Annotated in this window: 21 protein-coding genes and 1 other RNA gene; 12 read left to right on the top strand and 10 right to left on the bottom strand. The window is 66.2% G+C overall.

Going from position 1 to position 25,809, the window contains the following annotated elements:
- Positions 1-845 precede the first annotated feature (845 nt).
- Together polA and QX039_RS28900 are read right to left on the bottom strand one after the other, a co-directional pair.
- Positions 846-3,911 (bottom strand): DNA polymerase I, encoded by a 3,066-nt coding sequence (gene polA, locus QX039_RS28905; RefSeq protein ID WP_315734969.1) that lies wholly within the window; start codon positions 3,909-3,911, stop codon positions 846-848.
- 72 nt (positions 3,912-3,983) lie between these two features.
- Positions 3,984-4,835: a LysR family transcriptional regulator gene (locus QX039_RS28900; protein ID WP_315734967.1), complete on the bottom strand. Its 852-nt coding sequence runs from the start codon at positions 4,833-4,835 to the stop codon at positions 3,984-3,986.
- A gap of 97 nt (positions 4,836-4,932) precedes the next feature.
- On the opposite strand from QX039_RS28900, the gene QX039_RS28895 reads away from it, so the two are divergent.
- Complete coding sequence (locus tag QX039_RS28895; RefSeq protein WP_315734965.1) at positions 4,933-5,901, top strand: quinone oxidoreductase; 969 nt, start codon at positions 4,933-4,935, stop codon at positions 5,899-5,901.
- An 8-nt stretch (positions 5,902-5,909) separates the two neighbouring features.
- Here the strand turns inward: QX039_RS28895 and QX039_RS28890 are convergent, their stop codons facing one another.
- Positions 5,910-6,962, bottom strand: a complete 1,053-nt coding sequence (locus QX039_RS28890) for an acyltransferase family protein (protein ID WP_315773614.1) — start codon at positions 6,960-6,962, stop codon at positions 5,910-5,912.
- Positions 6,963-7,113: 151 nt separating this feature from the next.
- Here QX039_RS28890 and QX039_RS28885 point away from each other — a divergent pair, with 151 nt between their 5' ends.
- From QX039_RS28885 to QX039_RS28870, 4 genes are all read left to right on the top strand, one after another.
- Positions 7,114-8,433: a UDP-glucose/GDP-mannose dehydrogenase family protein gene (locus tag QX039_RS28885; RefSeq protein WP_315773616.1), complete on the top strand. Its 1,320-nt coding sequence runs from the start codon at positions 7,114-7,116 to the stop codon at positions 8,431-8,433.
- A gap of 129 nt (positions 8,434-8,562) precedes the next feature.
- Positions 8,563-11,037 (top strand): ATP-dependent helicase HrpB, encoded by a 2,475-nt coding sequence (gene hrpB, locus QX039_RS28880; protein ID WP_315773618.1) that lies wholly within the window; start codon positions 8,563-8,565, stop codon positions 11,035-11,037.
- A gap of 161 nt (positions 11,038-11,198) precedes the next feature.
- Positions 11,199-11,699 (top strand): TIGR02281 family clan AA aspartic protease, encoded by a 501-nt coding sequence (locus QX039_RS28875; protein WP_315773682.1) that lies wholly within the window; start codon positions 11,199-11,201, stop codon positions 11,697-11,699.
- A gap of 224 nt (positions 11,700-11,923) precedes the next feature.
- Positions 11,924-13,423, top strand: coding sequence for a phosphomannomutase/phosphoglucomutase (locus QX039_RS28870; RefSeq protein ID WP_315773620.1), 1,500 nt, complete (start codon positions 11,924-11,926; stop codon positions 13,421-13,423).
- 63 nt (positions 13,424-13,486) lie between these two features.
- On the opposite strand, the gene QX039_RS28865 is transcribed toward QX039_RS28870, so the two are convergent.
- From QX039_RS28865 to QX039_RS28845, 5 genes are all read right to left on the bottom strand, one after another.
- Positions 13,487-14,953: a methyl-accepting chemotaxis protein gene (locus tag QX039_RS28865; protein WP_315773622.1), complete on the bottom strand. Its 1,467-nt coding sequence runs from the start codon at positions 14,951-14,953 to the stop codon at positions 13,487-13,489.
- A gap of 20 nt (positions 14,954-14,973) precedes the next feature.
- A complete protein-coding gene (locus tag QX039_RS28860) occupies positions 14,974-15,303 on the bottom strand; it encodes a hypothetical protein (RefSeq protein WP_315773684.1) in 330 nt (109 codons plus the stop codon).
- A 112-nt stretch (positions 15,304-15,415) separates the two neighbouring features.
- On the bottom strand, positions 15,416-15,916 hold the full coding sequence (locus tag QX039_RS28855) for an Lrp/AsnC family transcriptional regulator (protein ID WP_315773624.1): 501 nt from the start codon (positions 15,914-15,916) through the stop codon (positions 15,416-15,418).
- A 128-nt stretch (positions 15,917-16,044) separates the two neighbouring features.
- A complete protein-coding gene (nudC, locus tag QX039_RS28850; RefSeq protein ID WP_315773626.1) occupies positions 16,045-16,989 on the bottom strand; it encodes an NAD(+) diphosphatase in 945 nt (314 codons plus the stop codon).
- Between the two features lie 3 nt (positions 16,990-16,992).
- Positions 16,993-17,412 (bottom strand): HIT family protein, encoded by a 420-nt coding sequence (locus tag QX039_RS28845; protein ID WP_315773628.1) that lies wholly within the window; start codon positions 17,410-17,412, stop codon positions 16,993-16,995.
- Between the two features lie 144 nt (positions 17,413-17,556).
- Between QX039_RS28845 and ffs the strand changes: the two genes are divergently transcribed.
- The 5 genes from ffs (at position 17,557) to QX039_RS28820 (ending at position 21,118) form a co-directional block, all read left to right on the top strand.
- Positions 17,557-17,653: signal recognition particle sRNA small type (gene ffs, locus QX039_RS28840), an RNA gene on the top strand.
- Positions 17,654-17,784: 131 nt separating this feature from the next.
- Positions 17,785-19,623: a DNA polymerase III subunit gamma/tau gene (locus QX039_RS28835; RefSeq protein WP_315773631.1), complete on the top strand. Its 1,839-nt coding sequence runs from the start codon at positions 17,785-17,787 to the stop codon at positions 19,621-19,623.
- Positions 19,624-19,726: 103 nt separating this feature from the next.
- The gene (locus QX039_RS28830) at positions 19,727-20,047 is read left to right on the top strand and encodes a YbaB/EbfC family nucleoid-associated protein (RefSeq protein ID WP_315715348.1); all 321 of its coding nucleotides are present in this window, start codon (positions 19,727-19,729) and stop codon (positions 20,045-20,047) included.
- Between the two features lie 25 nt (positions 20,048-20,072).
- Complete coding sequence (gene recR, locus QX039_RS28825) at positions 20,073-20,672, top strand: recombination mediator RecR (protein WP_008964175.1); 600 nt, start codon at positions 20,073-20,075, stop codon at positions 20,670-20,672.
- Between the two features lie 20 nt (positions 20,673-20,692).
- Entirely contained in the window at positions 20,693-21,118 is a 426-nt protein-coding gene (locus QX039_RS28820) for a hypothetical protein (protein WP_315773633.1), read from the top strand.
- Between the two features lie 204 nt (positions 21,119-21,322).
- Here QX039_RS28820 and QX039_RS28815 read toward each other — a convergent pair whose 3' ends face one another.
- Both QX039_RS28815 and QX039_RS28810 read right to left on the bottom strand, forming a co-directional pair.
- Positions 21,323-22,708, bottom strand: a complete 1,386-nt coding sequence (locus tag QX039_RS28815; protein WP_315773635.1) for an AmpG family muropeptide MFS transporter — start codon at positions 22,706-22,708, stop codon at positions 21,323-21,325.
- Positions 22,709-22,751: 43 nt separating this feature from the next.
- On the bottom strand, positions 22,752-23,984 hold the full coding sequence (locus QX039_RS28810) for a DNA recombination protein RmuC (RefSeq protein ID WP_315773637.1): 1,233 nt from the start codon (positions 23,982-23,984) through the stop codon (positions 22,752-22,754).
- 169 nt (positions 23,985-24,153) lie between these two features.
- Between QX039_RS28810 and def the strand changes: the two genes are divergently transcribed.
- The gene (def, locus tag QX039_RS28805) at positions 24,154-24,681 is read left to right on the top strand and encodes a peptide deformylase (protein ID WP_315773639.1); all 528 of its coding nucleotides are present in this window, start codon (positions 24,154-24,156) and stop codon (positions 24,679-24,681) included.
- 141 nt (positions 24,682-24,822) lie between these two features.
- Complete coding sequence (fmt, locus tag QX039_RS28800) at positions 24,823-25,758, top strand: methionyl-tRNA formyltransferase (protein WP_315773640.1); 936 nt, start codon at positions 24,823-24,825, stop codon at positions 25,756-25,758.
- Positions 25,759-25,809 lie beyond the last annotated feature (51 nt).

The raw sequence follows: 25,809 nt of genomic DNA, 5'->3' as shown, positions 1-25,809 counted from the left end.
CGTGGCATGGGGATGATCGGAGCTGTCAGCGATCGCTCGCGTGCGGTGCCTCTCCAACCTTGCCAGGGTGCGCTGCACGCCGTGTTACCGTCCGTTCATCCGGCCAGGCGCGATCTCATCGTGCCTAACGAGGGGTAAAATCGCCGCGTTCCGAGTGACCGTGGACAGGGAACGGGGTCATCGCTCCGCATCGGGCAACGCTCGTCAAGATTTATATTGCTATTTTTCCGAAGTCGTGTTCTATTCAGCGCATCCCGTCCTCATGCAGAGGGGCGTACGCGTCGTCACGATACGTTGAGGCGGGGAGCGGTGGCCGTGGGCCTGTCAGGTGCTGATGCACTGGACGATTGGCAGCTCGCGGACGTTCAAGCCGTGTGGTCCTGGCGCCCCGAAGCTGGCGCCAAGCCTGCGTGACATCACGTGTCGCGCTGGTGACGGGGGCAAACAAGCCGGTCCCCGGGGAGAGCTCGGAGCAGACGTTAAGCCCATCGCGCAGGGAGGGCCGGGTCTTGTCCGGCTGGACCTGTGGTACCTGCCGCCTGCATTCTTTTGAGCAGGCGGGCCACGGGCCTCAGCCGAGGCCCGGCCTTCCCTGCGCCCTTTGCAAAATTCAGAGGGCGAACGACATGCATCCCTCGAGCAAATCATGCTGCGAGAAGGCTGAGGCATGTCTACGCCTCGCGTTGCAGCCAATGATCATCGTATCGGGGAGCATCAAACGGATGCGTATGAGGGCTGCGTTGCGAGGCACACTGCCCACCCTCCCCCTCCAGGGGAGGGTGGCATCTCGCTCGTGGACGGATTTCGGCGCTCGCGATGACGAAGCAGAGATCACCGCGATCAGCTCAATGCGCCTCGTCCCAATTGTCGGCGGCCCGCGCATCGACGTGCAGCGGCACCGAGAGCAGCACGGCGGGGAAGGGGGCGTCCTGCATGACGTGCTGCACCACCGGCAAGGTCGCGGCGACCTCGTCGTCCGGCACCTCGAAGATCAGTTCGTCATGCACCTGCAGCAGCATCTGAGCCGACAGCTTCTTTTGCGCCAGGGCCTCCTCGACGCGGGTCATGGCGCGCCGGATGATGTCGGCTGCGGTGCCCTGCAGCCGCGCGTTGATCGCGGCGCGCTCGTTGAAGGCGCGCACCGAGGCGTTCGATGCCTTGATCTCCGGGTAATGGCACTTGCGGCCGAACAGCGTGACGACATAGCCGTGCTTGCGGCAGAACTCCTTGGTCGCATCCATGTAGTCGCGAATGCCCGGGAAGCGCTCGAAATAGCGCTTGATGTAGGCCGAAGCCTCCTCGCGGGCGATGCCGAGCTGGTTGGCGAGGCCGAAGGCGGAGATGCCGTAGATGATGCCGAAATTGATCGCCTTGGCGCGGCGGCGGACTTCGCTCGGCATGTCCTTGATCGGCACGCCGAACATCTCGGACGCCGTCATCGCGTGAATGTCGAGCCCGTCCTTGAACGCCTGCTTCAGCACCGGGATGTCCGCGATCTCCGCCAACAGCCGCAACTCGATCTGCGAGTAGTCGGCCGACACCAGCTTGTGGCCGGGAGTCGCGATGAAGGCGCGGCGGATCTTGCGGCCATCTTCGGTCCGGACCGGGATGTTCTGCAGGTTCGGCTCGTTCGACGACAGCCGCCCCGTCGTGGTCGCGGCCAGCGCGTAGGTGGTGTGCACACGGTGCGTCTGTGGGTTCACGTAGGTCGGCAGCGCATCGGTATAGGTCGATTTCAGCTTCGAGACCTGGCGCCATTCCAGGATCTTGCGCGCGAACTCGTTGCCCTGCTCGGCAAGATCATCGAGGATGGAGGCAGAGGTCGACCAGGCGCCGGTCTTGGTCTTGGTGCCACCCGAAAGGCCCATCTTGCCGAACAGGATGTCGCCGATCTGCTTGGGGCTGCCGACATTGATCGGCTCGCCGGCCAGCTCCTGCAGCTCGGCCTCGACCCTAGCGGCAGTCTGGGCGAAATCGCCGGACAGACGGGACAGCACCTGGCGGTCGATCGAGATGCCGCGCCGCTCCATGCGCGCGAGCACCGGCACCAGCGGCCGCTCCAAGGTCTCGTAGACGGCGGTCATGCGCTCGGCCGTGAGGCGCGGCTTCAGCACGCGCCAGACGCGATGAATGACATCGGCCGCTTCGGCGGAATGCGCCGTGGCCCGGTCGATCGCGACCTGCTCGAACGTCAGCTTGTTCTTGCCGCTGCCGATCAGCTCGCTTTCGCCGAGCACGGCGTGGCCGAGCACGTGCTCGGCCAGAGACTCGAGCTTGTGCGAGCCGCGCCCGGCATCGAGCGCGTAGCTCATCAGCTGGATGTCGTCGACATTCGCCAGCGTGATGCCGTGCTGCGCCAGCAGCACGGCGATGAACTTGATGTTGTAGCCGATCTTGAGCAGCCCTGTGGATTCGAGGACCGGCTTCAGCGCGGCGAGCGCATCGCTCTCCTTGATTTGGTCCGGCGCGAGCCCGGCATCGAACAGGCCGCCGCCATCGCCGGCCTGGCGATGCGCCAGCGGGATGTAGCAGGCCTCATTCGGCGCAAGTGCCAGGGCGATGCCGCACAAGCTAGCCTGCATCGGATCGATCGAGCTGGCCTTGACCTCGAGAGTGACGCGGCCGAAGTCATGGATGCGCGCGAGCCAGGTGTTCAACTCTGGGAGGCTACGCAGCGTCTGGTACTTGTCGCGATCGATCCGCCCGCTCTTCGCCGCCTCCGCCCTGGATTCCGCGAGGCTCGCCGGCGTGCCCTTGCTCATCGCCGACTTGTCGGTACGCGGATCACCGGTGCGAGGGCTCCCTCCCCCCTTGTGGGGGAGGGCTGGGGAGAGGGGTGCTGCGGAGGCACCGTTGGTGGGGTGCCCCCCTCCCTGACCCTCCCCCACAAGGGGGGAGGGAACGGAGGCAGCAGTGCCCGCACCACTCTTCAACTGCTCATCCGCCGACACGTCGGCGGGATCGATGTGCGAATACTCTGCGACGCGGCGCGTCAGCGTCGTGAACTCCATCGCCTTCAGGAACGCGATCAGCTTGCGCGGATCCGGCTCGTGCACCGCGAGGTCGTCGAGCGGCACCTCGAGCGCGACCTTGTCGTCGAGCAGCACCAGTTGGCGCGAGATCCGCGCCTTCTCGGCGTTCTCGATCAGCGCCTCGCGCCGCTTCGGCTGCTTGATCTCGCCCGCGCGCGTCAGCAGCCCTTCGAGATCGCCATAGTCGGTGATCAGCTGCGCGGCGGTCTTGATGCCGATGCCGGGCACGCCCGGTACGTTGTCGGTGGAATCGCCGGCCAGCGCCTGCACCTCGACCACCTTCTCCGGCGGCACGCCGAACTTCTCGATGACTTCGGCGATGCCGATGCGGCGGTCCTTCATCGTGTCGTACATCGTGACGCAGTCGTTGACGAGCTGCATCAAATCCTTGTCGGAGGACACGATGGTGGTGGTGGCGCCGCGCTCGCAGGCAAGCCGCGCATAGGTCGCGATCAAATCGTCGGCCTCGTAGCCGGCCTGCTCCAGGCAGGGCAGCTCGAAGGCGCGGACCGCCTCGCGGATCAGCGCGAATTGGGGGATCAGATCGTCGGGCGCCGGCGGCCGGTGCGCCTTGTAGTCGGCATAGATCTTGTTGCGGAACGTGACCTCGGACTTGTCGAACACGATGGCCAGATGCGTGGGACGGTCAGTCTCGGGCATGTCGCGCAGCAGCTTCCACAGCATGTTGCAGAAGCCGAGCACGGCATTGACCTGCAGCCCGTCGGACTTGCGGTTGAGTGGCGGCAGCGCGTGATAGGCGCGGAAGATGTAGGACGAGCCGTCGACCAGGAACACATGGTCGCCCTTGGCCGCGCCCTTGGCGGCGGCAGGCGCGGGAACGGCGGGCGTGGCGGCGGCTTTCTGGGGAGCTTTGGGCATGGCCGCAATGTAGGGATTTTCGCTCGCATTGACAGCCGTGACGACGCCATGCGCACCGGATTTTTCCGCCCCTCAGTCCGGTCGGACGCAGCGGGTCAGGAACTCCATGACGGCGCGAATGAGGGGCGTGCGCCTGAGGTCGCGATGAACGATGAGCCAGATGTCCCTGCTGATGGCCGCGCCGGCTTCGAAGCGGGTGAGGTCGGGATCATGATCGCCGAGAAAATGCGGCAGGGCGGCGAGCCCCAGCCCTGCGCGCGCCGCTGCGGCCTGGCTCTCGAGATCGCTGCTCCGAAACACGATCGTGCGCTGCCCGGCGACCGCCTTCAGCCATTGCTGCTGGGGTGCCGAGTCCATGCTGGCATCATAGGCGATGAATCCGAGCGCATGCTGCGGCGTCTCCTTGAGATAGTGCGGCGCGCCGTAGAGGTTGAAGCCGAAGCTGCCGATCTTGCGTGCGATCAGGCCGGGCTCGTCGGGACGCGACAGTCGCAGAGCGATGTCGGCTTCCCGTCGGTTGAGCGAGGCGCTGCGCTTCTCGCCGATCAGCTTGATGATGATTGCAGGATGCCGTCGGTGCAGCTCGACCAGCCGTGGCGCGATCAGCCTGTTGGCGAGCGTCGGCGGCGCGCTGACCGAGACCTCACCGGCCAGACCGGGACGCGATGCGACCACGGCGCGCTCGATCGCGAACGCCGCCTGCTCCATCGGGCCGGCGGCCGCGGCGAGGCGGCGACCGTCCTCGGTCAGCTCATAGGCCCGCGCTCGGCGGTCGACCAGCTTCAGCCCGGTGACCCGTTCCAGGGCCGCGACCCGGCGGGCCACCGTGACATGATCGACGCCGAGACCACGTGCGGCGGCCGACAGCGTGCCCTCGCGGGCCAGCGTCACGAAGTGGTGAAGGTCGGTCCAGTCGATCCGCATGTTCGAATATTCACAATAGGGGAGCCAAATTGGGCAATTCCGCAGAATGCCAACGCTGACCACACTGTCCGGATCAAGGCAAGATGTGGAGACGGGCATGGCTGCTATCGTTCGACTGAAGTCACCGGGTGGCGCGGAGAATCTGGTGCTGGAGAATGTTGAGCTGCCGGCGCCGGGCGCCAACGAGATCCGGCTGCGCCACACCGCGATCGGCGTGAACTTCATCGATATCTACCAGCGCAGCGGCCTCTATCCGCTGCCCGATGGAGTTCCTGGCGTCGAAGGGGCGGGGATCGTGACCGCGAAAGGCGCGGACGTGACAGAGTTGTCCGTCGGCGACCGCGTCGCCTATGCCGGCGCCCCGGTCGGCGCCTATGCCTCGGAGCGAAATCTGCCCGCCTGGCGCGCGATGCCGCTGCCCGACGCCGTGTCTGAAGCGAGCGCTGCGTCGACCCTGCTGAAAGGCATCACCGCGGTGATGCTGCTCAATCGTACCTACGCCGTCGGAGCCGGAACGACGCTTTTGGTGCACAGTGCCGCCGGCGGGCTCGGCCAGGTGCTGACGCGACTGGCTCGGCTGCGCGGCGCGACCGTCATCGGCACGGTGAGCTCGGAGGCCAAGGCGGAGCTCGCGCGTGCCGCTGGCGCGCGCCATCTGATCGTCGGCCGGGATGCTGACTTTGTCGATGCCGTGAAGCGATTGACCGACGGGCGCGGCGTCGATGTCGCCTATGATGGCGTCGGCGGCAAGACGCTTGCGCAAACGCTCGCCTGCGTCAGGCCGTTCGGGACGGTCGCCAGCATCGGTCAGTCCGGCGGTCCAATTCCAAGCCTTGCCGTCGAGGAGCTGGGGCCGCGCCGCAGCCTGTCGCTGGCACGGCCGAGCGTGATGGCCCATGTCAACGATGTCGCCGACTATCGCAGGGATGCAGCGACGGTTCTCGCCGCGCTCGCCGATGGCGATCTCGTCGGCCACGGCACCGCGTATCCGCTGGCGCGGGTCGTCGAGGCCCATATCGATCTGGAGAGCGGCCGCAGCCGTGGCGCGCTGCTTCTGGTGCCCTGACGGTGAGGCTACTCCGCCGGCTGCAACACGGCTTTCGGCTTCGGCGGCGCGATCCAGAACGCGATGGGGCGTTCGAACAGGAAGCGGGCGCCGACGCGGAGCGCGAGGCGCCAGATCAGGAGCGCGCCGAGCACGCCGGCGATCGTGACCAGCAGCGAGATCGTTCCGATGTCCCCGATCACCCCGGTCTTCAGCAGGACTGTACGTGTGGCTGCCATGGGCAGGAAGAAGGCGAGGTAGATCACGATCGAATGCTCGCCACAGAAGCGCAGCGCATTGAGGAGTTGCGCGCGCGCCAGCAGCGTGCCGGCGATGATGATGGCGACCGCGCCGGCATAGCCGAGGATGAGCGACACCGCCGGCCATTCGCTGACACCGAGGTTCACCAGCGACTGGTTGATCACCGCCCAGGCGAGCAGGCCGACGATGGCGAGTATCGGCTGCGCCCGCGCGCGGTCCGACAGCGCGAAGATGGTGGTCGCGAACAGATAGCCGGAATAGATGTAGACGAAGCGGGCGCAGAATTCGTCGATCACGGTCCAGCCAGTGACGATATGCGACATTTCCAGGCCGGCCGCGATGCCCCAGATCACCTGCGCCGGCAGCTTTCGTGTCAGTTTGATGACGACGAAGAAGATCGGCAGCAGATAGATGAACCACAGCGTGCCGAACGGCTCGACGAAGGATTCGAGATACAGATAGCCGGCATGCTGCCAGCCAGACGCGGCGGCGAAGCCGGGCGCCTTGAAGCCGAACTGGATGGTCACCCACAGCACATAGAAATAGGCGAAATGCACGACCTTGCGGTCGATATAGGTACGCCAATCCCGGTCGATCACCAGCGGCAGGAACAGGCCGGAAATCAGGAAGAAGTCGGGCATCCGGAACGGCTTGGCGAAGGCGACGACGGCGTGCATGAAGCCGGTCTCGCCGGCGGCCAGCTCGACGCCGAGCACCGAGTGCATCATCACGACCATGATGATGCAGATACCCTTGGCGTAGTCGACCCAGTCGATGCGCGCCTCGGTTCCGGCCGATTTCGGCGTACCATTTGCGGTCATGCTGTCCCTCTTTGGCGCGGAGCTGCCGCATTGTCGGGCAGAGCCGTTAATACTCCTCCTTGTCATCCAAACGTCATGCCGTTTTCTAAATTCCCCTTGAACCGCAAATGGTTTAAGACGCGAAAGTATTAACCTTGAAGGATGGGTTTCGATGCGAATTGCGATGATCGGCACGGGCTATGTGGGGCTGGTGTCCGGTGCCTGCTTCGCCGATTTCGGCCACCAGGTGACCTGCGTGGACAAGGACGAGAGCAAGATCGCCGCGCTGCATCGCGGAGAAATCCCGATCTTCGAGCCCGGCCTGGATGCGCTGGTCGCGGCCAACGTAAAGGCCAAGCGGCTCGATTTCACCACGGACCTCAAGCAGCCGGTCGCGGAGGCCGATGCCGTGTTCATCGCGGTTGGTACGCCGTCGCGGCGCGGCGACGGTCACGCCGACCTCACCTACGTCTATGCCGCAGCGCGCGAGATCGCAGCCTCCCTCACCGGCTTCACCGTGGTCGTGACGAAGTCGACGGTGCCGGTCGGCACCGGCGACGAGGTCGAGCGCATCATCCGCGAGACCAATCCGGCGGCCGATGTCGTCGTTGCCTCCAACCCGGAATTCCTGCGCGAAGGTGCCGCGATCCGCGATTTCAAATGGCCGGATCGCATCGTCGTCGGCACCGCGGACGAGCGCGGCCGCAAGGTGCTCGGCGACATCTATCGTCCGCTGTCGTTGAACCAGGCGCCGATGATGTACACCGAGCGCCGCACCGCCGAGCTGATCAAGTACGCCGCCAACGCGTTCCTCGCCACCAAGATCACCTTCATCAACGAGGTCGCCGATCTCGCCGAGAAGGTCGGCGCCGACGTGCAGGAGGTGGCGCGCGGCATCGGTCTCGACAACCGCATCGGCTCCAAGTTCCTGCATGCCGGTCCGGGCTTCGGCGGCTCGTGCTTTCCGAAGGATACGCGCGCGCTGATCAAGATCGCGCAGGACTACGACACGCAGCTGCGCATCGTCGAATCGGTGCTGGCCGTCAACGACAACCGTAAGCGCGCGATGGCGCGCAAGGTCGCGCATGCGGTCGGCGGCAATCTGCGCGGCAAGACGGTGGCGGTGCTCGGCCTCACCTTCAAGCCGGAGACCGACGACATGCGCGAGGCGCCGTCGATCCCGCTGGTGACCGGGCTGCTCGACATGGGCGCCAAGGTGCGCGCGCATGATCCGGTCGGCATCGAGCAGGCCAAGAAGGAGCTGCCGGAGATCGCCTATTTCGACGATCCCTATGAGTGCGCGACGGGCGCCGATGCGATCGTGCTGGTGACCGAATGGGTGCAGTACCGCGCCATGGATCTCGATCGCCTCAAGGAGGTGATGGCCCATCCGGTCGTCGTCGACCTGCGCAATGTCTACCGCCCCGACGAGATGGCCGCTCACGGCTTCGTCTACGAGAGCGTGGGCAGGCCGTCGGTGAAGGGCGCGTGATGCGAGGAGCGTGACATGGCGTTGTCATACCCCGCGCAGGCGGGGTATCCAGTAGCCTCGATCTTCGTCATCCGCGAGATCTGCGTCTACTGGATTGCCCGCCTTCGCGGGCAATGACGGGTTCAACGATTGCCTCTTCGCTTCGACACGCCGCTGCCCATCGATGCCGTGCTGGACGAACTGTCCGGCACGCTCGAACGCAGCAACACCGCCGTTCTGGTGGCGCCGCCCGGCGCCGGCAAGACCACGCGGGTGCCGCTGGCCTTGCGTGATGCGCCGTGGGTCGGAACTAAGAAGATCATCGTGCTGGAGCCCCGCCGGATCGCGGCCCGCGCCAGCGCCGAGCGGATGGCGAAGTCGCTCGGCGAGCGCGTAGGCGACACCGTCGGCTACCGCGTGCGCTTCGGCTCGAAGATCTCGCGCGCGACCCGCATCGAGGTCGTCACCGAGGGCATCTTCACCCGGCAGATCCTTGATGATCCCGAGCTGACCGGCGTCGCCGCCGTGCTGTTCGACGAATTCCACGAGCGCTCGCTCGATGCCGATCTCGGCCTGGCGTTGGCGCGTGATGCGCAGCAGGGGCTGCGCGAGGATCTCCGCATCCTCGTGATGTCGGCGACGCTCGACGGCGCCCGCGTCGCTACCCTGCTCGGCAATGCACCGGTGGTCGAGAGCGAGGGCCGCGCCTATCCGGTCGAGACCCGCTATGTCGGCCGCAAGCCGGATGCGCCCGTCGAGCGCCAGATGGCCGAAACCATCGCCAGCGCGCTGCGCGCCGATGCCGGCTCCGTGCTCGCCTTCCTGCCGGGCGCCGCCGAAATCCGGCGCACCCAGACCATGCTCGCCGAGCGCGTCCACGATGCCAGCGTTGAGATCGTGCCGCTGTTCGGTGCGCTCGATGCCGCGGTCCAGGACCGCGCCATCTCGCCCGCCCCAAAAGGGCAGCGCAAGGTGGTGCTGGCGACCTCGATTGCCGAGACTTCGCTGACCATCGAAGGCGTCCGCATCGTGGTCGATTCCGGGCTCGCCCGGGTGCCGCGCTACGAGCCGGACATCGGCCTGACCCGGCTAGAGACGGTGCGGGCTTCGCGCGCCGCTGTCGATCAGCGCCGTGGCCGCGCCGGCCGCACCGAGCCTGGCGTCTGCTACCGGCTATGGGACGAGCCGCAGACGGCCTCGCTGGCGGCCTATACGCAGCCGGAAATTCTCAGCGCCGACCTGTCCTCGCTGGTGCTCGATCTGGCGCAATGGGGTGTCAGTGACCCCTCCGCGCTGAGCTTCCTCGATCCGCCGCCGCAACCGGCCTGGAAGGAGGCGCGTGATTTGCTGCGCGAGATCGACGCTCTCGACGAAGAAGGCCGCCTCACCGACGAGGGCCGCCGCCTGCGGGCACTGGCGCTGCCGCCGCGGCTCGCCCGCATGATCGTCGACGCCGCCGATTATGGCGCCGCCGCGCAGGCCGCCGACATCGCCGCCATCCTGACCGAGCGCGGGCTGGGCGGCGACAGCGTTGATCTCGAGGTCAGGCTCGATCAGTTCCGTCGCGACCGCTCGCAACGCGCGCAGAGTGCGCGAGACATGGCACGGCGCTGGGCGCAGCAGGTCGGGGCGGCTTCCTCCCCGCAAGTGCAAGGGCAGCTCAGCACCGGCTTGATGCTCGCCTTTGCCTTTCCGGACCGGGTCGCGCGCAACCGCGGCAATGCCAGCTTTGTGCTCGCCAATGGCCGTGGCGCCGCCGTCGAGCCGACCTCGTCGCTGGCGCGCGTACCCTATATCGCGGTCGGTGAGCTGACGGGAACGGCGGCCAGCGGCCGCATCCTGCTGGCGGCGCCGCTGGCGATCGAGGATATCGAGCGGCATTTTGCTGCGCATATCGAAGCGAGAGACGAGGTCAGCTTCGATCAAGACGCGATGGCGTTGCGGGCGCGGCGCCGACGCAAGCTGCATGCGATCACCATGGCCGATGCGCCGGTCGCGCTGACGCCGTCGGAGGAGACCGCGCGCATCTTCGCCGACGGCATCTGCGCCGCGGGCCTTGACAGGCTGCCGTGGTCGAAGGCCGCCCTGCAATGGCGCGATCGCGTTACCTTCCTGCGCAAGGCGGAAGGCGACAGTTGGCCGGACCTGTCGGATGCGGGGCTTGCCGAGCGGCGCGAGGACTGGCTGGTGCCGCTGCTGGCCGACAAGACCTCGCTCAAGGATGTCTCGCCCGGCGACGTCTCGGATGCCGTCATGGCACTGCTCCCCTGGGATCTGCGGGCCCGGCTCGACCGGGAGGCGCCGACGCATTTCGAGGCGCCGACCGGCACCATGCTGGCGATCGACTACGAGGCCGAGCAGGGGCCCACCATCGCGGTGCGGCTGCAGGAGCTGTTCGGCCTGAACGTCCATCCCTCGATCGCGCGCGGCGCGGTGCCCCTGGTGCTGGAGCTGCTGTCGCCGGCGCAGCGGCCGGTACAGGTGACGCGCGATCTGCCCGGCTTCTGGCGCGGCTCCTATGCCGCGGTCCGCACCGACCTGCGCGGCCGTTATCCGCGCCATCCCTGGCCCGACGATCCGGCCCATGCCGAGCCGACCCGGCGGGCCAAGCCGCGGGGAACGTAGCTCATGCAAATTGTACCGCCGCTATCGTTGTCGTTAACGCTTCACTCATCGTTTTCGCCAAAATGGCGGCGGCAGCCGGTCGCTCGCAGTCGCCCGTCAGCGGCTTTGATGGTCAAATCGGTTGCGGGGTAAAGTCGGGCGTTTGCGTCATGCGTAACATAATGATCTTTGCGGCCGTTCTCGTCGGTCTCGGCACCTTCATGGCGCAACTGGCCGATCGCCTGACCCCCGCGTCGGCATCCGCGACACCGTCCGTGCGGGTTGCCACGGCGGAACCGTCTGCCGCGGGCCAGCGCAGCCTGAGCATTCCGACCGACCGCCGCGGTCACTTCCGCGCCGACGGCCGCATCGACGGCCAGCGCATCAGCTTCATGGTCGATACCGGCGCCTCGATGGTCGCGCTGAACGAGAGCTCGGCCGCCCGTTTCGGCCTGCGTCCGGCGCGCGGCGACTACACCGCCACCGTGACCACGGCCAACGGCACCGTGAAGGCCGCCCGGGCCAAGCTTGCGATGGTCGAGCTCGGCGAGCTCACCGTGCGTGACGTCGATGCCCTGGTGCTGCCCGATACGGCGCTGTCGGAGAATCTGCTTGGCCTGTCGTTCCTGTCCAAGCTGAAGCGTTTCGCCTACGCCAACGGCCAGATGGTGCTGGAGCAGTAGGCTGCACCGAAGCGGAATGTTGTTTCGCGCGTCACCGGCCCCCATATACCGGCAGGCAGGCCGATCCCGAGTCGCAGTCATTGAATAGTTCGTCGGGTGGCCTGCGCGAGCGGTCCTGCCCGATTGTTGCCTGCATTCCTCTGCCTTCTGACACTGTTGTCTGACGTCGTGCTAAGCATGAACGCCTTCTTCCATTGATGTGATATTGCCGAGGCCGTCTCCTGATGTTTCCGAAACCCAAGCCCGTCCTGGTTCCCAATACCTACGCCTTCGAATCCGAGCCGATGGTGAAGCCGACGGGCTTCCGCGAATATGACGCGCGCTGGCTGTTCAACAAGGAGATCAATCTGATGGGGGTGCAGGCGCTCGGCATGGGGCTGGGCGCGCTGATCGCCGAACGCGGCGTGAAGCAGGAGATCGTGACCGGGCACGATTTCCGCGGCTATTCCGCCTCGATCAAATACGCCCTGATTTCGGGCCTGATGGCCGCCGGCTGCAAGGTGCATGACGTCGGCCTCGCGGTGACGCCGATGGCCTATTTCGCGCAGTTCGATCTCGACGTGCCCTGCGTCGCCATGGTGACCGCCTCGCACAATGACAACGGCTGGACCGGCGTGAAGATGGGCGCCAACCGTCCGCTCACCTTCGGGCCCGAGGAGATGACCCGGCTGAAGGAGATCGTGCTCAACGCTGAGTTCAAGAACGGCGGTGGCGGCTCCTACCAATTTCACGAGAATTATCCGGCGCGCTACATCGCCGACCTCACCAGCCGGCCCAAGCTCAAGCGCAGGCTCAAGGTGGTCGCGGCCTGCGGCAACGGCACCGCGGGCGCGTTCGCGCCGCAGGTGCTGGAGGCGATCGGCTGCGAGGTGATCCCGCTCGACACCGAGCTCGACCACACCTTCCCGAAATACAATCCCAATCCCGAAGACATGGAGATGCTGCACGCCATCCGCGATGCCGTGCTCGCGCACGAGGCCGATGTCGGTCTCGGATTTGATGGCGACGGCGACCGCTGCGGCGTGGTCGACAACACCGGCGAGGAGATTTTTGCCGACAAGGTCGGCGTGATGCTGGCGCGCGACATGTCGGCGATCCACAAGAATGCGCAGTTCGTCGTCGACGTGAAATCGACCGGCCTGTTCATGACCGATCCGGTGTTGCAGGCGCAGGGCGCGAAGACCGCCTACTGGAAGACCGGCCATTCCTACATGAAGCGCCGCACCAACGAGCTCGGCGCGCTCGCCGGCTTCGAGAAATCGGGCCACTTCTTCTTCAACAAGCCGTTCGGCCGCGGCTATGACGACGGTCTGGTCTCGGCGATCGCGATCTGCGAGATGCTCGATCGGGCGCCGGGCAAGTCGATGGCCGACCTGAAGGACGCGCTGCCGAAGACCTGGTCGTCGCCGACGATGTCGCCGCATTGTGGCGACGAGGTCAAATACGGCGTCGCCGACGCCGTCGTGAGGCACTTCCAGGCGCTGCAGCAGCAGGGCGGCAAGGTGGCGGGGCAGCCGATCCGCGATCTCGTCACCGTCAACGGTGTCCGCGTCACGGTCGAGGACGGCAGCTGGGGTCTGGTGCGAGCGTCATCCAACAAGCCCGAGCTCGTGGTGGTGGTCGAAAGCCCGGTGTCCGAGCGGCGCATGCACGACATGTTCGAGGCGGTCAACGAGGTGCTGCGGACGCATCCCGAAGTCGGCGCCTACAACCAGACGATCTGAGGCCGCGTTGATGATGTCGCGCTAGGGCCGATGCTCGCGCTGATCCCATCCTATTCGATGGGATCAAGCGGCCCTCAGGGAGCTCAGGAACTGATCGACCTCGGATTTGAGCCAGGTCGATTGCGAGGTGAGTCCGTTCGCGGACTCCAGCAGGCGCGAGGCGGCGCTGCCGGTCTCGTCGGAGGCACGGGTCACGCTGCCCATGCTTTGGCTGACAAGCCGCGTGCCTTCGGCCGCCTGCTGCACGTTGCCGGAAATTTCTCCGGTGGCGAGGCCCTGCTGCTCGACCGCGGTGGCGATCTCCTTGGAGATTTCGTCGATCTCGGCAATCGTTCCCCCGATCGCCTGGATGGCGCTGACGGCGTCCCCCGTGGCGCTCTGGATGCTCTGCACCTGGCTGGAAATTTCCTCGGTGGCCTTCGCGGTCTGGTTGGCGAGCGCCTTGACCTCGCTTGCCACGACGGCAAAGCCCTTGCCGTGCTCGCCAGCGCGCGCCGCCTCGATGGTGGCATTCAGCGCCAGCAGGTTGGTCTGGCTGGCGATCGTCTGGATCAGCGTCACCACCTCGCCGATCTTCTGGGTGCCGGCAGCCAAGCTCTCGACCACCGTGTTGGTGCGGCGAGCTTCGTCCGCCGCTTTCGCGGCGATCTCCGCCGAGCGCGTCACCTGCTGTGAGATGTTGTTGATCGACGCCGTCAGCTCTTCCGTTGCGGCAGCGACCGTCTCGACATTGGTCGACGCCTGCTGCGAGGCGCCGGCCGCGGCCGACGTCTGGCGCGAGGACTCGGCGCTGCTCCGGCTCATCGACGAGGACAGGCTCTGCATCTCGTTGGCGGCGACGGCCACCGCTTCGACGATGCCGCCGATCTTGCGCTCGAAGCCCTCTGCCAGCTCGCGCCGGGCAAGATCGGCCTGCTGCTTGACGCGTTGCTCGGCCTCGAACCGCTCGGCGTTGGCGCGCGCCTCGGCAGCGATCGCCGATTCGGCTTCCGCGGTCTTGCGCGCGCTGGTTTCGAACAACTGCGTCAGCTTGAGCGCGAGGGCGATGAGAACGCCGGCCTCGATCAGCAGGATGGCCGCATGCAGCACAACGCGGCCGAAATCAGCGCCGCCCGGATAGATCGCTGCAGGAAAGATGAAGTTCAGGACCAGATGGTGAAGCGCGACGGCAACGGTGCCGGCCAGGATCGGCCGGTAGTCGCAATATGCGACCAGACAGGCCAGCGCCGCGAAGAAATACATGTGCATGTCGATCTGCCAGGGATGTCCAGACATTTGGTAGACAAGCACGGATACGCCGCCCATGACGGCGACTGCGACGGTGAGCTGGGTCGACAAAGTGTCGCCAGCGCTGCGCCAGGAAAGGGTTGCCACCACTGCCATGACGACCATGAGCATGGTCGGCATCAACCAGTCGCCGCGCGACAGCCCGATGATGAGGGAGAGCGGAACGTGAACCCAGAGCACCGCCAGCAGAAGCTTGCTGGTCGTGTGCCGGAGGGTTGCCAGATCGCTGGTCTCGACGGTCATTTCCTATTCCCCCAAAGAGATCATTTTGCAAAGCAGGCGGACACCGCCTGCGGATCGATGATGAGCCAGGCGCCAGCCTCGCGCAGCCGCGCCAAGCCGTCGTGTTCGCCGGGACGGACGACCAGCAGCGATGAAACGGTTGTCGTGCGCACGAGAGCGGCGTCAGCCGAGGCCGCAGCGAGCATCGCCTGTTGCGCGCTCCACCAAGGTGGGAAAGCGACGGCCACGATTTCGCTCCCCATGCGCACCTGGAGTGACAGCGCAGCAACCGCGACGAAGCTCGCGATCAGGAGTGCCGTGGCATTGAGCCAGGCGCGCGAAGACTGAGGTATGGTTGCACCGGACGTCATCGCATCCAAGAATAGAGGGATGGGAATAACTTCCGGTAAACGTTCGTTAGGGATGACGACCGAGGTTCGGGACGCTAGCGCTGCAACGTCGAAGCTGCCCGGAATGCTCGGCTCAGACCGGCGGCACCGGCAGCGCCGTGACCGACTTGATCTTCTCCATGGCGAAGCGCGAGGTGACGTTCTTGAGGGGCACCGCGCTGATCAGCTTCTTGTAGAAGACATCGTAGCTCTGCATGTCCGCAACGACGACGCGTAGCATGTAGTCGACGTCGCCGGCCATCCGGTAGAACTCCATCACCTCCGGCATCGAGCTGACCGCCTCGGCGAATTTGCGCAGCCAGGCCTCGGAATGGTCGGCGCTCTCCACCGACACGAACACGGAGATGCCGAGCCCGATCTTGTTCTGATCGACCAGAGCCACCCGGCGCAGGATCACGCCATCGGCCTCCAGCCGCTGGATGCGCTTCCAGCACGGTGTCGACGACAGTCCGACCCGGTCGCCGATCTCGGCGACGGACAGCGAAGCGTCCTCCTGCAGGACCATCAGAATCTTGCGGTCGATGGCATCGAGCCGGCGATTGGCCTCGGAGCTTTGGGCGGCGACATCGGTCATGGAGAAACTTGTTCCATATGAAGGCTATAAAACCCTCATATAGAGAAAATCGTTCCAAGGCAAGGATCGGCCGTTCAGCCCTTTGCGGACGGGCTGGCCGTTTCCGCGGAGCGATAGCTGGTTTCCTGCTACCGCTCGTCGTTCTCTTTCAGCCAGCGGCCGACCAGATGATGAGCAATCGCGAACGGATGCGGTCCCGCCAAGCCATCTGGATGCTGCCGCACCAGCATCTGCCGGGCCTCGTCGCGGCTGAACCAGCGCACGTCCTCGAGCTCGTTACGGTCGATGACGATGTCTTCGTTGAGCGCCCGGGCGCTGCAGCCGATCATCAGCGACGACGGGTAAGGCCAGGGCTGGGTCATGTAATAAGTCACGTCGGTGCAGCGAATGCCGGATTCTTCGAACACCTCGCGCCGGACGGCGTCCTCGATCGTCTCGGCCGCCTCGACGAAGCCGGCGAGGCAGGAATACATGCCGGCCGGAAACTGCTTCTGCCGCCCGAGCAGGCACTTGTCGCCGGAAGCGACCAGCGAGATCACGACCGGATCGGTGCGCGGGAAATGCTCGGTCTTACAGCTCGGGCATTCGCGCTTCCAGCCGCCCTCGCGCATCGCGGTCTTGGCGCCGCAATTGGCGCAGAAGCCGTGACGCTGATGCCAGGACACCAGGGATTTCGCCATCGCGATCGTCGCCAGCTGGTCGACCGGGGTCGCACCCTGCATCGCCATCCCGCGCAGCTCGGCGACCGACACATCGTCGCGCCCGGCGAGCTTTTCGACGGCGGCCGGCGAGATGCCCATGCCGAACACGGCCGCGCCGTCCTGCAGCCCGAGGAAGATCGTTCCCGGATTGGCACCGAACTTCAGCGCCTCGTCGATCGACAGCAGCGCGCGCAGCTGGTCGCCGTCGCGCTTCAGCACCAGCGAATCGCGGTGCACGACATAGGCGCGCGTCGAGGGATTGCTCTCGAAGGCGATCAGCTTGTCATCATGGAAGCGCAGATGGGCGGCGCGATCGATTGGATGGCTGACGAAGGCCGGCTTGCCGAGCGGAAACAAGTCGAATGGCGACATCTCTTACCCTAACCAGATCTTGCGCCTGACAGCGCTGATGAACTGCTGCACCTCCTGCGCATCGTGAGGCACAGGCGGCGCGGTGCCCCACACCGGTCGCGGCCAGGCCACGTCACTTGTGCGTCGCGCGATGATGTGGACGTGCAACTGCGGCACCATGTTGCCGAGCGCGGCGACGTTGAGTTTGTCGCATTTGGTGATCTCCTTGAGCGCGCGCGACACCCGCGTGATCTCGGTCATCAGCTGCGCCTGCGCAACCTCGTCGAGATCGATGATCTCGACCGCGCCCTCGCGGCGCGGCACCACCAGCAGCCAAGGATAGTTCGCGTCCTTGATCACCAGCACGCGGGACAGCGGCAGGTCGCCAATGTCGATCGTATCCTTCGCAAGTTGCGGATGCAGCGACCAGGCTGATTCGGGCATGCGGCGGTTCCTGGCGGACGGTCTGGCGGGAATTCGACGGCACCTAAAGCCTTTCCGAGCTGCGGCACAAGCCCGCGGGGCGGTGGGCCGCCCCGGCGAAGCTCGCGCTTGCTTTCCGGACCGTTTGGCCCCAAATAGGCAGCGGGAGATTGGCGGTGGACGAGCCACTCGCCAACCGGGTCAGGTCCGGAAGGAAGCAGCCCTAACGAGGTCCGGATCGGGTCGCTCGTCAGTCTCCTACCTGTTTTCTCGAGCGAATCGCGCAAAGATGGCGGGGACCCCGCGCAGGGCGGGCGCTCGACCGCGCCCCGGCTGATTGCGTCGACGATCGCGATCGATGTCGGCCTGGAATACTCACTTGCGGATCGCTCGATGACCGACGCTGGCGCCCCACCTGTTCCGCCTGACAGCGCCGACGCTCCCGCCAAGCCCTACCGGGTGCTGGCGCGCAAATACCGCCCCTCCAGCTTCGCAGATCTGATCGGCCAGGAGGCCGTGGTGCGCACGGTCTCGAACGCGTTCGAGACCGGCCGGATTCCGCAGGCCTGGATTCTGACCGGCGTCCGCGGCGTCGGCAAGACGACCACCGCCCGCATTCTCGCCCGCGCATTGAATTACGAGCTGCCGGACGGCTCGGTGAAGGGGCCGACCATCCATATGCCGGTGCTCGGCACCCATTGCCAGGCGATCATGGAAAGCCGGCACATGGACATCCTCGAGATGGACGCGGCGTCCCATACCGGCGTCGACGACGTCCGCCAGATCAATGACAGCGTGCGCTATGCCCCAGCCAGCGCGCGCTACAAGGTCTACATCATCGACGAAGTCCACATGCTGTCGACGGCGGCGTTCAACGCCTTCCTGAAGACGCTGGAGGAGCCGCCGGAGCACGCCAAGTTCGTGTTCGCCACCACCGAGATCCGCAAGGTGCCGGTCACGGTGCTGTCGCGCTGTCAGCGCTTCGATCTGCGCCGGGTCGAGGCCGAGGTGCTGATGAAGCATCTCCAGGGCATCGCGACCAAGGAAGGCGTGACGATCGAGCCCGAGGCGCTCGGCATCATCGCGCGCGCCGCCGAAGGCTCGGTGCGCGATTCGTTGTCGCTGCTCGATCAGGCGATCGCGCACAGCGCCGGCGAGGTGCGCGCCGATGATGTCCGTCAGATGCTGGGCCTCGCCGACCGCACCCGCGTGATCGACCTGTTCCACCATCTCGCCAGCGGCGACATTGTCGCCGCCTTCAAGGAATTCCGCGAGCAGTATGACGTCGGCGCCGACCCTGTGGTTGTGCTGTCGGATCTGGCCGAGTTCGTGAACTTCGTCACCCGGGTGAAGGTCGTGCCGGCGACGGCCGACAACGTGGCCTTCAGCGAGACCGAGCGGCTGCGCGCGCGCGACTTCGCCACCAAGCTGTCGATGCGGGTGCTGTCGCGGATGTGGCAGATGCTGCTCAAGGGCATCGCCGAGACACAAGGCGCGACGCGCCCGGCTGCAGCGGCGGAAATGGTGCTGGTGCGCATCGCCTACGCGGCCGATCTGCCGACGCCCGACGAAGCCATTCGTATGATCGAGCAGAGCGGTGGTGGCTCGCCGATCGTCACGAACGGCGGCGGGGCGCGCCCTGCGCCGGCATCCACCATGAGCGCGGGGGCGCCGTCTGTGATGACGTCGGCGCCGATGCAGGCGCCGCGCGCGCAAGGCCCGACGCTCGCCGCGGTCGGCGGTTCGATGCGCCCGCAGGCGATGTCGTCACAGCCGGCGCAGGCATCACAGGACCAGCCCGCGCTACGCATAGGGAGCTTTCAGGAACTCGTCGCGCTGGCCGGCAAGAATCGTGACCTGATCACCAAGAGCGCGCTCGAGATGGACGTGCGGCTGGTCCGCTTCGAAGAGGGACGGCTGGAGATCGCGCTGGAACGGACGGCGCAGCGCTCGCTTGTCTCGGACCTCGGGCGCAAGCTGGAGGACTGGACCGGCCGGCGCTGGACGGTGATCGTTTCCAACGAGCCGGGCCAGGCGACCTTGCGCGAGCAGAATCTGCGCGCCAAGAGCGAGCGCGAGGCGGCGGCGGAGGCCGATCCGCGCGTGCAGGAGATCCTGGCGCGGTTCCCGGGCACCAAGGTGGTCGAAGTGCGCCGGCTCGCCCCCGAGCCGCCCGAATCGGACGCCAGTGCTGTCGAGCCGCCTGACGAGTCCGACGATGATGATTTCTAGAGCATGATCCGGAAAAGTGGAAACCGGTTTTCCTCGCGACAAACGCCAAAGGCGTTTGCGCGGAGATCATGCTCAACAAGATGGCTGATGATGAGGTGCTCCGATGGCTGACTTTCTCGGCATGATGAAACAGGCGGCGCAGCTGCAGACGAAGATGCAGGAGATGCAGGAGGAACTCGGCAACGTCGAGGTCGAGGGCATCTCGGGCGGCGGTCTGGTTGCCGTGCGCATGACCGCCAAGATGGACGTGAAGAGCATCAAGATCGATCCGTCGCTGCTCAAGCCGGAGGAGGCCGAGATCCTGGAGGACCTCCTGGTGACGGCGCATGGCGATGCGCGCCGCAAGGCTGAAGCCGCGATGCAGGAGAAGATGCAGGCCATCACCGGCAAGCTCGGCCTGCCGCCGGGCTTCGGTTTCGGTTAGTTGACCTGATGACATTCGTGAACTGATGGCCGTCGCCGGTCCCGAGATCGAACGCCTGATCCAATTGCTTGCGCGCCTGCCCGGCCTCGGACCGCGCTCGGCGCGGCGCGCCGCGCTGCATCTGATCAAGAAGCGCGAGGCGCTGATGGTGCCGCTTGCCTCGGCGCTGCAGGTCGCGATCGATCGCATCCAGGTCTGCAAGACCTGCGGCAACATCGATACGCAAAGCCCGTGCACCGTGTGCACCGATCCGCGTCGCGATCCGGCGATGATCGTCGTCGTCGCCGACGTCGCCGACCTCTGGGCGCTGGAGCGCGCCAAGGCCTCCAACGGCCGCTATCACGTGCTCGGCGGCACGCTGTCGCCGCTCGATGGCGTCGGCCCGCAGGATCTCACCATCGATGCGCTGGTGCAGCGCGCGCATGCGCCCGAGGTGTCCGAGATCATCCTCGCTTTGAATGCGACGGTCGACGGCCAGACCACCGCGCACTACATCACCGACCTCCTGCAGGAGGCGAACGTCAAGGTCACGCGGCTGGCACATGGCGTGCCGGTCGGCGGCGAGCTCGACTATCTCGACGAAGGCACGCTCTCGGCCGCGATGCGGCAGCGGACCTTGTTCTAAGCACAGACGGAAGTGGAATGATGACGAAACGCGGATTCGGCAAACGGCTGGCTTTGGGCGCGATTCTGGCGGCGCTCTCGGCGCCGTCAGTGCTGGCGCAGCAAAGCGAGGCGGCGCAGAAGGCGGGCAAGCCGCTCAATGCCGGTGACGTGCTGTCGGGCGAGCTGAACGCGCTGAAGCTCAAAGGCGCCAAGCCGGGCCAGCCGTCCGCCGCCTATCAGATCACGAGCGAGCCGCGCCGCCTGCCGCCGCCGAGCGGGCTGTGCAATCTGGAGACCGGCCCGGAGACGTTCCAGCTCGTTACCGCGAACACGGCGCAGGCGTCGCAGCTCAAGGGTCTGCTCGGCAAGCAGATCGCGGTCAAGGTCGACGAGATCGCCTGCGCCCAGGATGCGGGACAGATGAGCGAGGCGGTCGTGACCAAGTGGAGCTTAGTGAAGCGGTGAGACCTGATTGGGCCGTCCACGCGAGCGCGGCGTCCTGACTTTCCGCTGTCAGCGCCCGGCTCGACCGGGCGATCCAGTACCCCGCGGCTGCTCGGTCGATGGCTGACGTCTCTGGAATACTGGGTCACCCGTCGGAGCCTGTCATCGGGCTCGTCGAAGACGACACCCGGTGGTGGGTGACGACGGTCGAATGTGAGGCGGCAGCTACACCTTCACTGGCCCCAACTGGTCGAAATGTCCGCGCCGCTGCAGCCAGGCGAGCAGCACGAGGCTCGGGATCGCGACCAGCACGCAGATCACGAAGAACAGCGGCCAGCCGGTCGCCTTCGCCACGTAGCCGGCGCCTGACGACAAATAGGTGCGCCCGACCGCGGCGAGCGCGGTCAGCAGTGCATATTGGGTGGCGGTGTGCAGCGGGTTCTGACACAGCGCGGAGAGATAGGCGACGAAGATCACGGTGCCGACCGCGCTGGTGAAGTTTTCCGCCGAGATCGCCAGCGCCAGTGCCCATTGATTGACTCCGACGATCGCAAGCCAGGAGAACGAGAGGTTCGCCAGCGCCTGCACCATGCCGCCGATCCAGAGACTCGTCGCGAGCGAATAGCGTCGCGCGACGAAGCCGCCGGCAAAGCCGCCGGCGAGCGTCGCGGCGAGGCCCACGCCTTTCACGATCGCGGCGTAGTCGACCTTGCTGAAGCCGAGATCGATCACGAACGGCGCGGTCATCGTGCCGGAGAAGGCGTCGGTGAACTTGAACAGCACGACGAAGGCGAGCGCCGTGAGCGCATCACGTCGGCCGAGGAACTCGACGAAGGCTCCGGCAGCCGCATGCATCACGCGGGTGAGCGCGGTGTCCGCACCCATCGCGGCCTCCGCCTGCTGCGACTGGGCCGGCTCGGTCGCCGCGAGGGCCGTGATCGTGCCGATCAGCACCAGTACGGCCATCGCAACATAGCCCCACATCCAGGACGACGGACGCGTCAGCCCCGAGTTCTCGAATGCACTGACCACCACCAGTGCGCCGGCGGTCGAGACCAGCATGCCGATGCGATAGGCGGCGACATACGCCGCCATGCCCGCGGCCTGCTCGCTCTCCGGCAGGCTCTCGACGCGGAAGGCATCGACCACGATGTCCTGGGTCGCCGACATCGCGGCGACCAGCAGCGCGGCCAGCGCCACCATGAACGGCGCATGTGCCGGATCGGTGAGCGCCAGCAGCAGGATGGCGCCGATCAAGAGCAGCTGTGCGAACACCAGCCAGCCGCGCCGCCGTCCAAACGCGCGCGTGAGCAGCGGCACGTGCAGCGCGTCCACCAGCGGCGCCCAAAGGAATTTCAGCGTGTAAGGCGTTCCGACGAGGGCGAACAGCCCGATCGTGCCGAGATCGACGCCGAGCTCACGCATCCAGATCTGAAGCGTCGAGCCGGACAACGCCAGCGGCAGTCCCGACGAGAAGCCGAGGAACAGCACCACGAGCACGCGCGGCTGCAAGTAGACGGCCATGCTCTCGCGCCAGGTGGGGGCGGGTTTGGCAGCGCCGGGCTTTGGAGCGGCAGCAGGGATCTCGGAAGCGGCGTCAGGTGCGGTCATGGGCGGGTGGTAGCAGATTTGAACGGCCTTCGCGACGCCACCATCACTCCCCCACCTGCACGCGTCCCGCCAGCGGAAACAGATCCGGCGTCGTGCCGGTAACCGGCGCGATGCGTGGTGAGTCCACCGGCGAATCCTGCTTGCTGAAATCGAGCTCCTCGATGCGGGCGGCGCGCTTCTCGATCTTGTCGGCGGAAATGAGGATCTGGCGGATGTCCTCGCCGACATCGCCGAAATGCTTCTGCAGTTTGAGCACGCGCTCGCGCAGGCGGCCGAGATCGTCGCCGAGATGGATCACCTCGTTGCGGATCTGGTCGGCGGCGTCGCGGATGCGCGCATCCTTCATGATCTGCTGCATGACCTGGATCGCGAGCATCAGCAGCGACGGCGACACCAGCACGACGCGCGCTCGATAGGCTTTCTGGATCACGTCGTCGAAGCCGTCATGGATCTCGGCATAGACCGATTCCGACGGCACGAACATCAGCGCCGTGTCCTGCGTCTCGCCGACCACGAGGTACTTCTCGGCGATGTCATTGACATGGCGGAGCACGTCGGTGCGCAGCCGCTGCGCCGCGGCGCGCTTCTCGTCCTCGGTCACGGCGTCGTGCAGCGCGGTCACGGCTTCCAGCGGAAACTTGGCGTCGATGCACAGCGGCCGCGTGTCGGGCAGGAACACGACGCAGTCGGGGCGCTTGCCGCTGGCGAGCGTGTGCTGAAACGCGTAGCTGCCCTTCGGAAGCCCGTCCTGGACGATCGCCTCCATGCGCGCCTGGCCGAAGGCGCCGCGCGACTGTTTGTTGGCGAGGACGTCGCGCAAGGTCGTCACTTGCGTCGTCAGCTCGCTGAGATCACGATGGGCGTTGTCGATGATGCCGAGGCGCTCGTGCAGCACGCGCAGACTATCCATTGTGTGGCGCGTGCTCTGCTCCATCGACTGTCCGACGCGGTGGGTGACCGCATCGAGCCGTTCGTTCACGCTGCGGGCCAGGTCCACCTGACGGCCGGCGAGCAGCTGGGCCATCGCGTCGACCCGGCCGGAGGCCTCGCTCTGGACGCGGATCATCTCGCCGAACCGTTGTTCGAGCTCGTCAGCCCGCATCGCCTGCTGGGCGGCGAGCTCCGCGCCGCGCCGTCCGGAGCGGGCCACGGCGGCCACGATGATCACGAGCAGTAGCAGCACCAGTACGCCGAATCCGATCAGCGCATCGCTCGCCCTGATGGGCAGGTCGCCGATGATGACGACGACAGGATTGAGGGATTGGCTGACGGTCATCACCCCCGTCTATCCGATTCGCGCAAGCTCGCGAACGAAGAGAGAACAATTATGGTTAAGGGCACGTTAAGAATCATGGTTAACGAAACGTTGAAATTCATGGTTAGTGAAGTCTTAACCGCGAGCCATCACATTGACCCCGCCGGTTCCGCGGCTTAAATCGCGCGCCATGTCCCTAAGAGAAATCATCATCCTGCCGGACCGGCAGTTGCGGCTGGTGTCCAAGCCGGTCGAGAAGGTCACGCTGGAGATCCGGCAGCTGGTCGACGACATGTTCCAGACCATGTATGACGCGCCGGGCATCGGGCTCGCAGCGATCCAGGTCGCGCAGCCGCTGCGCGTCATCACCATGGATCTGGCCAAGCCCGACGCCAACGGGGAAGGCAAGCGCGAGCCGCGCGTCTTCATCAATCCGGAGATCGTCGCCAAGTCGGACGAGCTGTCGGTCTACGAGGAAGGCTGCCTGTCGATCCCCGAATATTACGAGGAGGTCGAGCGGCCGGCGCGCGTGCGCGTGCGCTTCACCGATCTCGACGGGGTGGTCCGCGAGGAGGATGCCGAGGGGCTCTACGCCACCTGCATCCAGCATGAGATCGATCATCTCAACGGCGTGCTGTTCATCGACTATCTGTCGAAGCTGAAGCGCGACCGCGTGATGAAGAAGTTCACCAAGGCCGCCAAGCGCGCCAGCGAGTAACGATCAACTCTCTCCTCCGTCATGCCCGGGCTTGACCCGGGCATCCACGTCTCGCCGCGCGTTACAGGCAGCTCGACGTGGATGGCCGGGACAAGCCCGGCCATGACGCGGAGGATTCGGCAATGCAGGATCTTCCACCAGATGCCGCTTCGCCTGATCTTCATGGGCACGCCGGATTTCGCCGTGCCGACCCTGCTCGAACTCGCCGGCCACGGCCACGAGATCGCGGCGGTCTATACGCGCGCGCCGAAACCCGGCGGCCGCCGCGGCCTCGCGCTGCAGCCGACGCCGGTCGAGACCGAGGCGCGCCGGCTCGGCATTGCCGTGTTCACGCCGAAGACGCTGAAGACCGAGGAGGCCTTGGCCGAGTTTCAGGCTCATCAGGCCGATGCGGCCGTGGTCGTCGCCTACGGCATGATCCTTCCCCAAGCCATTCTCGATGCGCCCAAGCTCGGCTGCTACAATCTCCACGCTTCCCTGCTGCCGCGCTGGCGCGGTGCCGCGCCTATCAACCGCGCGATCATGGCGGGTGATGCCGAGTCCGGCGTCATGGTGATGAAGATGGATGTCGGGCTCGACACCGGCGATGTCGCGATGGCCGAGCGCCTTGCGATCACCGACGCGATGACGGCGTCCGATCTGCACGACCGCCTGTCGCGGATCGGCGCCGATCTCATGGTGCGCGCGATGGCGGCGCTGGAGCGCGGCGGGCTGACGCTGACGAAGCAGGCAGAGGAAGGCGTCACCTACGCCGCCAAGATCGAGAAGGCCGAGGCGCGGATCGACTGGACGAAGCCGGCCCACGCGGTGCTGCGGCACATCCACGGCCTGTCGCCATTTCCTGGCGCCTGGAGTGAGTTCACGCTTGATGGCGAAGCGGTCCGCTTGAAGATCCTGCGCTGCGCGCTTGCCGGCGGCAGGGGCGAGCCGGGCGCCGTTCTTGACGAGCAGCTCACCATCGCCTGCGCCGACGGCGCCATCCGCGTCACCGAGCTACAGCGCGCCGGCAAGGGTCCCATGAAGGCCGCGGATTTCCTGCGCGGCACCCGTATCGCGCCGGGCCTGCGTTTCGGCTGACCACCTCATCTCGTCATGCGCGGGCTTGACCCGCGCATCCATCTCAAGAAC

It is taken from the genome of Bradyrhizobium sp. SZCCHNR1043 (assembly GCF_032489675.1).
Taxonomy (GTDB): Bacteria; Pseudomonadota; Alphaproteobacteria; order Rhizobiales; family Xanthobacteraceae; genus Bradyrhizobium.
The sequence above is the reverse complement of the archived record's forward strand: the minus strand, read 5'-3'. Positions and strand labels throughout refer to the sequence as shown.